Below are 8,518 nucleotides of genomic sequence, written 5' to 3'. Positions count from 1 at the left end.
TTTTAACCGCGTCTGTTTGAGATAGAGAAAAATTTCGGCGAAAAAACGAGCATAAAACTCTGGATCATTCTGAAACTGAACTTCGGTAAAATAAATTGGTAAATCTTCCCGTTCTGGTAGAAAGACTCCATCGATGCGAAAAGATAGTTGTTTCACCTCTACGGAGGAAAATCGATAGAAATTGGCTAATTCGCTGGGAAAGTCGATTAACTCAAACAGAAGATCGGGAAAGGTTTGAAAAAGTCGGTAGAAAATCGTGTCGGTTTTCATGAGTTCGGTCTATTCCGCTGGTGCATCGCTGGGTTCTGGAGGATTATTTTTGACTTTTTTGGGGTTAATTGCCTTCGGACTGCCTATAAAGAGCGATTTTAGCCAATTCCATCGCTTTTTTAGTAAGGATAGCATCCAAGAAAAGCGTCAAGAAGATAAGGAAATTATATCTCTACTGGCGAAAGTCGTCCCTCTACCGGTTTAAATTCGTCCTCTAATAGCCAATTTTCCGCTTCCTCGACTTGTTAGCTCGCTTGTTCATCTCATGCCAGAAACAAATTCTTGTAACGTAATTCCAGCAGTACGAATAAGACTACGAAGCGTACCTTTTGCCACTTCACGATGATCAGGAACAGAGAGTGTTACCTGTTCACCCTCCTTAACCATAATGATATGGCTTGCACTTTGACGCGCAACTTGCCAGCCGAAGGTTTCAAATATTCGGACTACTTCACGTCCGCTGAGAACAGGAAGAGCAGAGGACATGATTAGGCCATTACCTCTACTTGACAAGTTTCAATCGTGAGCGGTAGTCCACGTTCTGCACGAACTTCAAGGCAAGCGATAATCGCATCTCTGATATTTTCCAGAGCTTCTGCTCTCGTTTGACCTTGGCTGACACAACCCGGAATACTGGGGCATTCTACAACCCAAACCCCATCCTCGTCACGGTCAAGTGTTACAGTCAACTTCATAACTTCTCACCATAATCTCCCAGCTTATATTTTACCTATTAGGGTCTAAGTTGGTTAAGTAGCGATCGCTAATTCTTGCTAAACAGCATATAGAATAAGGGTTTTGAAGAAAAGCGTCAAGAAGATAAGGAAATTATATCGCTGCTGGGGAAAGTCGTCCCTCTACCGGTTCAAATTCGTCCTCTAATAGCCAATTTTCCGCTTCCTTGTAACTCGCGCTGGTGAATACCACCTGATAACCCTCAGACGGATCGTACACGCGACAGTTTCCTGAAGATTGAGCGAGTAAAAGCAAGATATAGGGAGGAGATAGCAGCGGATCGCTCCAAACCTCGGCAAAATTCCAATTATTATCGGCTAAGTTGGGTGCGGGGGATAACGTCATAGGGGTTTTCTGCATCGAGCCAATGTTTTCTAGAATGGGGAGAGAATTAATTGCCATCGCTCCATGATTCAGAGTATTTCGTCCTCTTGGTTGTCTGAGTATTCCTCGGCAGTTGCCGCAGGAATTTGCGCTATTTTAGTCTTTTTTGGTTGGTTATGCCTACACTTTAACCTGATCGGCCTAGCTTTCATCCTACTACCGATCGCCTATGTGGTGGGAGGATACGAAAGTACCCAAGCAGGATTAACGACTTTATTCGAGGAAAAAGAACTGGATGTGGACCTCTTAATGATTGTAGCGGCGTTGGGAGCGGCGATTTTGGGACTCTGGGATAGTAATTACTATCTCATCATCGATGGAGCCATTTTAATCCTGATTTTCGCCATTAGTGGCGCATTAGAACAGATTGCCATGGCGAAAACCGATCGCAATATTCGTTCTCTCATGGCTATGACTCCCGATACTGCTAGATTAATCACGGGAGACGGCGAAAAAGAGGTTCCTATCAAGCAATTAAACATCGGTGATACAGTTTTGGTCAAACCGGGTGAATTAATCCCCATTGACGGCATTATTATGGAGGGAAACAGTCCCATCAATCAAGCGCCAATTACCGGAGAATCGCTTCCCGTGGATAAAACCATCGGTGAAGAAGTCTTTGCGGGAACTCTCAACGGTTCGGGAGCGCTACGTTTAAAGGTGGAAACTCCCCCCGAAAGTCGCTTAATTGAAAGGGTGATTCGTTTGGTAGAAAAAGCGCAAAATGAATCCCCTCCCTCCCAACAGTTTATCGAAGGTTTCGAGCGGGGTTATGCGAAAATTATCGTGATTTTGGGCTTAATTTTCGGGATTTTACCGCCTTTTTTCTGGGGTTGGACCTGGGAAACCACTATCTATCGGGCCTTAATTTTTCTCGTGGTGGCCTCTCCCTGTGCTTTAATGGCCTCAATTATGCCAGCTTTGTTATCGGGTATCGCTAACGGGGCAAAACAGGGGATTTTATTCAAAAATGGCGCAAGATTGGAGATGATCGGCCGCCTACGAGCGATCGCTTTTGATAAAACCGGCACTCTCACTCTTGGTAAGTTGCAAGTGGTGGAAATTATCCCCATCCATGCAGTTAGCGAAAATGAGGTGTTAGCGGTGGCTGCATCCCTAGAATCCTGTTCCGAACATCCCATCGGAGCCGCTATTACCGCCACAGCAAGGGAACGTGGTATAAATTTCTTCAGTGCTAATCAGGTACAAGCGGTATCGGGACGGGGTATCACGGGAAAAATTGCCGATAAGTCGGTATCTGTGGGCAATTTTGCCTATATTCGTGACCATATTTCCGATCTTGACCAGAATATCTTAGCTATCCGCGAACGTTTACAAAAAGAAGGTAAAACCCTCGTCTGGGTAGTACAAGAGAATCAGATTATCGGTGCGATCGCTGTGGCTGATACCCTTCGTGACTCGGCAGTTAATCTGGTGGAGAAACTAAAAAAGAGCGGTATCGAACATATCGTTTTAATTACGGGTGATAATCAACAAAGTGCCGATAAAGTCGCTAAAAAACTCGGCATTGAGGAGGTTTACGCTGATTTACTGCCCGAAGATAAGTTAACCGTCATCCAAAATCTGCAAGAAAAATATCACACTGTTGCTATGGTGGGGGATGGCATTAATGACGCACCCGCTTTAGCTATGGCTAATGTGGGGATTGCCATGGGAAAAGCTGGTAGTGATGTCGCCTTGGAAACAGCCGATATTATCCTCATGTCCGATAATTTAGCCAAAATTCCCAGTGCTATTAACCTCGGTCGTCGTGCCAATCGCATTGTTAAACAGAATATCACTTTCGCCCTCGCATTTATCGGCATATTGCTAATAGCCAATTTTGCCGGTGATATAACTTTACCTCTAGGTGTCATCGGTCATGAAGGATCGACGGTATTAGTGACTCTCAGCGGTTTAAGATTGTTGAAATAGGGATAAAAATAACGAGAACTATGGGTGAAATACAGGCAATCCGAGGCACAAAAGATATTTTACCGGCGGAGGTCGGTTACTGGCAGTGGTTAGAGGAAACCACTAGCAGAATTTTAGCGACTGCGCTGTATCAAGAGATACGAACTCCTATTTTTGAACAGACGCAACTTTTTGAACGGGGTATCGGGGAAGCGACGGACGTGGTAGGTAAAGAAATGTACACTTTCCTCGATCGCGGTCAACGTTCCCTGACTTTGCGACCAGAAGGAACAGCTGGGGTCGTTCGCGCCTACATTGAACACAAATTACAGGCTGCAGGAGGAGTACAAAGACTCTGGTATAAGGGGCCGATGTTTCGTTATGAACGTCCGCAAGCGGGTAGGCAGCGACAGTTTCATCAAATCGGGGTCGAATTATTGGGAAGTGATGACCCTAGGGCGGATGTGGAAGTAATTACCCTTGCCAGCGAGATATTAAAAGCTGTGGGGCTAGAAAACCTAAAATTAGACCTTAATTCCCTGGGAAATGCCCAAGATAGGCAAAATTATCGTCAGGCCTTGCTAGATTATTTGACTCCTTACAAAGCTGATTTAGACGCGGATTCTCAACAGAGATTAGAAAAAAATCCCCTGCGAATTTTAGACAGTAAGGACGAGAAAACCAAGATTATCTGTGAGAATGCCCCCAGTATTCTTGAACATCTCGGCAGTGATTCTCAAAAGCACTTTGAACGGGTACAATCTTTACTAACGGATTTAGGAGTTATCTATAATCTTAATCCCTGTTTAGTGCGAGGATTGGACTATTACACCCATACGGCCTTTGAAATTCAGTCCGATGATTTAGGCTCTCAAGCGACGGTTTGCGGTGGTGGTCGTTATGATGGTTTAATAGCTCAATTAGGTGGTCTAGACACACCAGCAGTGGGTTGGGCGATCGGTTTAGAACGTCTGATTATATTATTACAACAAAAGCAATCTTTATCTTTTTTGGTTCCCGATTTTTATCTCATCTCCAAAGGAGAAAAAGCTGAGGAGCGCAGTGTGGTATTAGCACAGGAATTACGCAGATTGGGGTTTAGCGTCGAGTTGGACTTAAGCGGCAGCGCTTTCGGGAAACAATTTAAACGGGCCGATCGAGCCAAGGCCGTGGGCTGTATAATTTTGGGGGATGCTGAGGCTGAAAATGGCACGGTACAACTGAAATGGATGGCCACCCAAGAACAAATTAGTCTAACCCAAGCGGATTTATTGACACAAGCAAGGGAATTAAAAGCACAAATCTCTCGGCACAAATCCTAAGTTTTAGCGTCAAGGCCAAACATTAGGCCTAGGCTAAGATTATGGAATTTATACTGCAAAAACAAGGGGAGAATCACGGACACACAATTTCTACTAATTCCCTAGAAATTGTCTCGGGAAACTATCGTCTCTTGGCCCGTCTGGATTCTCCTTTTGCCCATATTGAAGTGCGTATCGATTACGAATCTCCCGAAAGTAGTGAACGATATACTCATTATTATCGATCGGATGCTGGGGGTTGGCTGGAAATTTTTTCCTATCGAGATTTAGGAATAGGTAGCTGGAAAATTCGCTGTTATGGGGATATTCTGGCAGAATTAGAGGGGCAAGGTTGGCAAGAAACGTTAAATTTAATTGTTACTCCTGTTAAGATCAATTATCTGGCTCAATTAGAACAGTTAATTAAAACCGAAATTGAACCTTTATTGGCACGAGAATCCTCTCCAGAGATGGTAAAATTAGAACTGGCTGATTTAACCAATAATTCCGCCTTTGTTTTTGATTTATGCCTACCAGAGGAAACAATGACCGCTAGAGAAGGGGTAACTCTAGAACTGCCGGAACCTGCTAATATGAAAAAGAGCCTTCAAAGTTTATCTAATCGCAATTATGCACCCCTACCTCCGAAAATATCTGGTGCTAATTCTCGCCGAAAATCACCGCAACTGCCCCCAATTCCTAAAAATAAATAGGGTTTGCTGCAAAAGTTTGTCGGTGGGATTAGGAGTCGGTCGTCGGTCGGGAAAGTCAGAACAAGGAGTATATGGTTCGCATACCTACCCATAGAAGACCCACCCATCCGGGCCAGATGCTGAAAGAGGAATTTTTGCGGCCGATGGGTATCACACAACGTCAACTCACCGATGCGATCGGAGTTCCCTACCGGCAAATTAACGAAATCGTCAACGGTCGTCGGGGGATTACCCCTAGCACCGCTTTAAGACTAGCTAAATACTTGCAAGTCTCGCCTGATTTTTGGTTAAATCTTCAAATCCGATTGGATTTGTTTGATATTAAACAAAAAGAGAGCGAGCAAATTGAAAAAATTCTTCCGTCCCCTACAACAGTAATTACGAGCGAGGGAGGGAGTTAATCAGACTCTTAAAAACTGATTTGGTGTTAGCTAGGGTTTAACCTTTCTTTAATCTAGTGAGGCAGCAACTTAAACCTAAGATTTTTTCAAGAACTTCTGACGAACTCGCGAGATTAATAGGTCTAATTCCGGTAACTTCAATAACATCGCACCGAGAAGGAATAAACCCACCGCTACTGTCGAAGCAAAACCTAACTGTAATAATTGTAGGAAAATATTACCAGCACCAAAAATCTTTTCCCAACCCCAACTAGCACCCCAACTAGCAACACCAGAAAGCATTGTAATTACCGTTAATCCCAACAAGGATAAACCCCATTCTCCTAGAGGTAAACCCCCTAAACGACGATTTAAAATCACCGTAAAAATGCCCATAGAAAGGATATTAACCCCCACGGTGGCTAAAACAATCCCCGGAGTACCAAAAGGTTTATACAAGAGGAAATCCAGCACACCATTAAGAAAAATATTCACCATACTCACCTTAAAGGGAGTGTCGCCATCCCCCAAAGCATAGAACACTCGTACTAAGACATCGCGGCCGAGATAGAAAAACATCCCGAAACCGTAGGCCATTAATACGGGAACCACCTGTTCCGAGGCAGCCAGATTAAAGGCACCCCGTTGATAGATAACCCGCACTACCGGGAAAGCGAGGGCGATAAAGATAGCGGTAAAGGGTAACATGGTTAAAGCCGTCAATAATAAACCCTGACGGATTCTTTGTTTCAATTCTCCCCAATTTTCCGGTTCCGTCAGTCGAGAAAATATCGGCATAAACGGCACGAGAATCATGTTAGACATGATGCCCAAGGGCGTGAGAACGATAAAACTGGCGTAACGCATAGAAGCGGCGGCATTTTCGATAAAAGAAGCGAAAAAGAGGTCAGTATAAACGTTAATATGCAACATTCCCGAAGATAAGGTCGCCGGAATCATCACCCGCAACACCTCCGACACCCCCGGTATCCGCCAATCCCAACGAAATGTTAATTTTCCTAAACCTGACTTGACTTGTGCGCCCACTTGTGCTAACCATTGCCAGAGCGCCCCGACGAGAGTACCCCCGGCGAGGACAAAACCCCCTAGTTGAATATATTGCGGCTGATCAATGCGATCGCCAAGTAACCAGGCCAGCAAACCCACCCCGAAAATCACCGCCACACTGGAAAAAAGCGGACTGAGACTCGGTAGCCAGTATTGGTCCGCCGCGTTGAGAGTACCGAAACCGATGCCGATTAAACCGGCTAAAACCGCCATGGGGGCCATAATTTGCAGTTGTTGAATGGCCATGCCACGGGTGGCGGCATCTAAACCGGGAGCGAGAACATCGATAAAAATATTGGCAAAAACGATTAAAAAGACGGTGACAGCTAATAAAATGACACTGACTAGGGTGGTGACAGTCTCCACAATCGGTGCGGACTCGGATTTATCTCTTTTGGCCAAAACACTGACCAAAGCGCTGTGAAAGGGGCCGTTAATACCACCGAGGAGAATTAACAGAAAACCGGGGATAACGTAGGCAAAAGCGTAGGCGTTCACCACTGGCCCAACACCGTAGGCAGCGGCGATTACCTGTTCGCGGACTAAACCAAAAACCTTACTGATTAAGGTGGCAACGGCGACAATTCCGGCAATACCGGCTAAGGAACGGGTAGCTTTCTTAGTAATGATGACACCTCGAAAGAAAACAACTGCATTGATTGATTCTACCCGTTTCTGTGTTCCCGCAGAAAAGCGCTCTCTAGTGGTCAAATTTAATTTGACTGGAATGTATAACACCCATTTCCCCACAGACATTCGTATAATACCAAGAGCCAGCCGAACCATAAATATTGATGGTTCTACGTTCTCTGACTGAACAGATGATATTGCCATTGGGGGATGTTCTCACATTTGATGGTGGAGAAAACACTATTGCTGTAGTGATTCTTGATGTGGATTGAGAACTATCGAATCTGTAACTACACACCACCTCTAGCATTGTTTGAGTCGCCTGAGAGCGGGGACGATGAATTTGTCTTTCGGGAAAAGTCGTCCAAGTTCCGTTATCACAATTAGCTTGGCTAACCAGTCGTTGATTTCCTAAATAATAAACAAAGTCAACACTACGGGAACTAGCCGGGACAATCGAACATAAATCGATGTTAATGCTTTTTCCCGTCACAGCAGTTCCGGCAAAGTAATTACAAGTTTCAGCCAAAACTATATTTGGTTTTGCCCAGGAAATACCGACTATCATTGTTAAAGATAGACTAGAAATCAAAATAATTTTTTTCATGGTTGATTTGACATTTTCTGGAGGCTTTTTCTGAGATTATTTTATACTCAATTGAATTGCGGCTAGAACCTGATGGCGACAAAATATTAGTATTTCTTATAGCAATTCTCTGTTCCCGTAGAAAAGCGATCGCTAGTTTTCAAATTTAATTTGACAGGAGTGTATAACACCCATTTCTCCACAGACATTCGTATCATACCAATAGCCAACCGAACCATAAATATTGATGGTTCTACTCTTGATCACAAAAATCGCCCGTTCAAGAAAACTTAACAATGCCCACCAGCGATCGCAGTTGCCTAGGCTAAAGCGATCGCACTGAATGAAAGTGTCTCTAACGCGATCGCCAAAGGTTTAAGAATGGGAGGGATTGATGTTACCGAAATTTTGGGTTAAAGCCCCGTCCTTTTAGGACGGCTTTTTAAACTATAGCTTGTTAACTTAACTTTTATTGTGCTATACTGATTTTATCTAAGTACCCCCTGCGTAAAATGTTTGTCTTAGAGTTTAAAGTTA

11 protein-coding genes are annotated in these 8,518 nt (G+C 44.2%); 5 read left to right on the top strand and 6 right to left on the bottom strand.

Going from position 1 to position 8,518, the window contains the following annotated elements; translation table 11 throughout:
• The coding region (locus IM479_RS17640; protein ID WP_287684690.1) for a DUF2887 domain-containing protein at positions 1 to 270 on the bottom strand (270 nt) is incomplete at its 3' end.
• Here IM479_RS17640 and IM479_RS17635 point away from each other — a divergent pair.
• Positions 269 to 475 (top strand): hypothetical protein, encoded by a 207-nt coding sequence (locus IM479_RS17635; RefSeq protein WP_287684689.1) that lies wholly within the window; start codon positions 269 to 271, stop codon positions 473 to 475. The two genes, IM479_RS17640 and IM479_RS17635, sit on opposite strands and share 2 nt — an antisense overlap.
• A gap of 53 nt (positions 476 to 528) precedes the next feature.
• Here IM479_RS17635 and IM479_RS17630 read toward each other — a convergent pair whose 3' ends face one another.
• The 3 genes from IM479_RS17630 to IM479_RS17620 all read right to left on the bottom strand — a co-directional run bounded on the left by IM479_RS17630 (position 529) and on the right by IM479_RS17620 (position 1,407).
• Complete coding sequence (locus IM479_RS17630; RefSeq protein ID WP_104398028.1) at positions 529 to 756, bottom strand: type II toxin-antitoxin system HicA family toxin; 228 nt, start codon at positions 754 to 756, stop codon at positions 529 to 531.
• A gap of 2 nt (positions 757 to 758) precedes the next feature.
• A complete protein-coding gene (locus tag IM479_RS17625; protein ID WP_008198193.1) occupies positions 759 to 965 on the bottom strand; it encodes a type II toxin-antitoxin system HicB family antitoxin in 207 nt (68 codons plus the stop codon).
• A 133-nt stretch (positions 966 to 1,098) separates the two neighbouring features.
• Complete coding sequence (locus IM479_RS17620; RefSeq protein WP_287684688.1) at positions 1,099 to 1,407, bottom strand: hypothetical protein; 309 nt, start codon at positions 1,405 to 1,407, stop codon at positions 1,099 to 1,101.
• 6 nt (positions 1,408 to 1,413) lie between these two features.
• On the opposite strand from IM479_RS17620, the gene IM479_RS17615 reads away from it, so the two are divergent.
• From IM479_RS17615 to IM479_RS17600, 4 genes are all read left to right on the top strand, one after another.
• Complete coding sequence (locus IM479_RS17615; RefSeq protein WP_287684686.1) at positions 1,414 to 3,324, top strand: heavy metal translocating P-type ATPase; 1,911 nt, start codon at positions 1,414 to 1,416, stop codon at positions 3,322 to 3,324.
• A 20-nt stretch (positions 3,325 to 3,344) separates the two neighbouring features.
• On the top strand, positions 3,345 to 4,625 hold the full coding sequence (gene hisS / locus IM479_RS17610; RefSeq protein ID WP_287684684.1) for a histidine--tRNA ligase: 1,281 nt from the start codon (positions 3,345 to 3,347) through the stop codon (positions 4,623 to 4,625).
• Positions 4,626 to 4,666: 41 nt separating this feature from the next.
• Positions 4,667 to 5,317 (top strand): hypothetical protein, encoded by a 651-nt coding sequence (locus IM479_RS17605; RefSeq protein WP_287684683.1) that lies wholly within the window; start codon positions 4,667 to 4,669, stop codon positions 5,315 to 5,317.
• 71 nt (positions 5,318 to 5,388) lie between these two features.
• The gene (locus IM479_RS17600; RefSeq protein ID WP_287684682.1) at positions 5,389 to 5,718 is read left to right on the top strand and encodes a HigA family addiction module antitoxin; all 330 of its coding nucleotides are present in this window, start codon (positions 5,389 to 5,391) and stop codon (positions 5,716 to 5,718) included.
• Between the two features lie 75 nt (positions 5,719 to 5,793).
• Here the strand turns inward: IM479_RS17600 and murJ are convergent, their stop codons facing one another.
• Entirely contained in the window at positions 5,794 to 7,521 is a 1,728-nt protein-coding gene (gene murJ / locus IM479_RS17595; RefSeq protein ID WP_287684680.1) for a murein biosynthesis integral membrane protein MurJ, read from the bottom strand.
• Positions 7,466 to 8,002: a hypothetical protein gene (locus IM479_RS17590; RefSeq protein ID WP_287684679.1), complete on the bottom strand. Its 537-nt coding sequence runs from the start codon at positions 8,000 to 8,002 to the stop codon at positions 7,466 to 7,468. The genes murJ and IM479_RS17590 overlap by 56 nt, the downstream gene beginning before the upstream one ends.
• Positions 8,003 to 8,518 lie beyond the last annotated feature (516 nt).

Source organism: Microcystis sp. M165S2, from assembly GCF_020245885.1.
Lineage (GTDB): Bacteria > Cyanobacteriota > Cyanobacteriia > Cyanobacteriales > Microcystaceae > Microcystis.
The sequence above is the reverse complement of the archived record's forward strand: the minus strand, read 5'-3'. Positions and strand labels throughout refer to the sequence as shown.

Coding starts and splice junctions, on each gene's coding strand:
- IM479_RS17635 (WP_287684689.1), top strand. CDS start 269: ATGAGTTCGGTCTATTCCGCTGGTGCATCGCTGGGTTCTGGAGGATTA.
- IM479_RS17630 (WP_104398028.1), bottom strand. CDS start 756: ATGTCCTCTGCTCTTCCTGTTCTCAGCGGACGTGAAGTAGTCCGAATA.
- IM479_RS17625 (WP_008198193.1), bottom strand. CDS start 965: ATGAAGTTGACTGTAACACTTGACCGTGACGAGGATGGGGTTTGGGTT.
- IM479_RS17620 (WP_287684688.1), bottom strand. CDS start 1,407: ATGGCAATTAATTCTCTCCCCATTCTAGAAAACATTGGCTCGATGCAG.
- IM479_RS17615 (WP_287684686.1), top strand. CDS start 1,414: ATGATTCAGAGTATTTCGTCCTCTTGGTTGTCTGAGTATTCCTCGGCA.
- hisS (WP_287684684.1), top strand. CDS start 3,345: ATGGGTGAAATACAGGCAATCCGAGGCACAAAAGATATTTTACCGGCG.
- IM479_RS17605 (WP_287684683.1), top strand. CDS start 4,667: ATGGAATTTATACTGCAAAAACAAGGGGAGAATCACGGACACACAATT.
- IM479_RS17600 (WP_287684682.1), top strand. CDS start 5,389: ATGGTTCGCATACCTACCCATAGAAGACCCACCCATCCGGGCCAGATG.
- murJ (WP_287684680.1), bottom strand. CDS start 7,521: ATGTCTGTGGGGAAATGGGTGTTATACATTCCAGTCAAATTAAATTTG.
- IM479_RS17590 (WP_287684679.1), bottom strand. CDS start 8,002: ATGAAAAAAATTATTTTGATTTCTAGTCTATCTTTAACAATGATAGTC.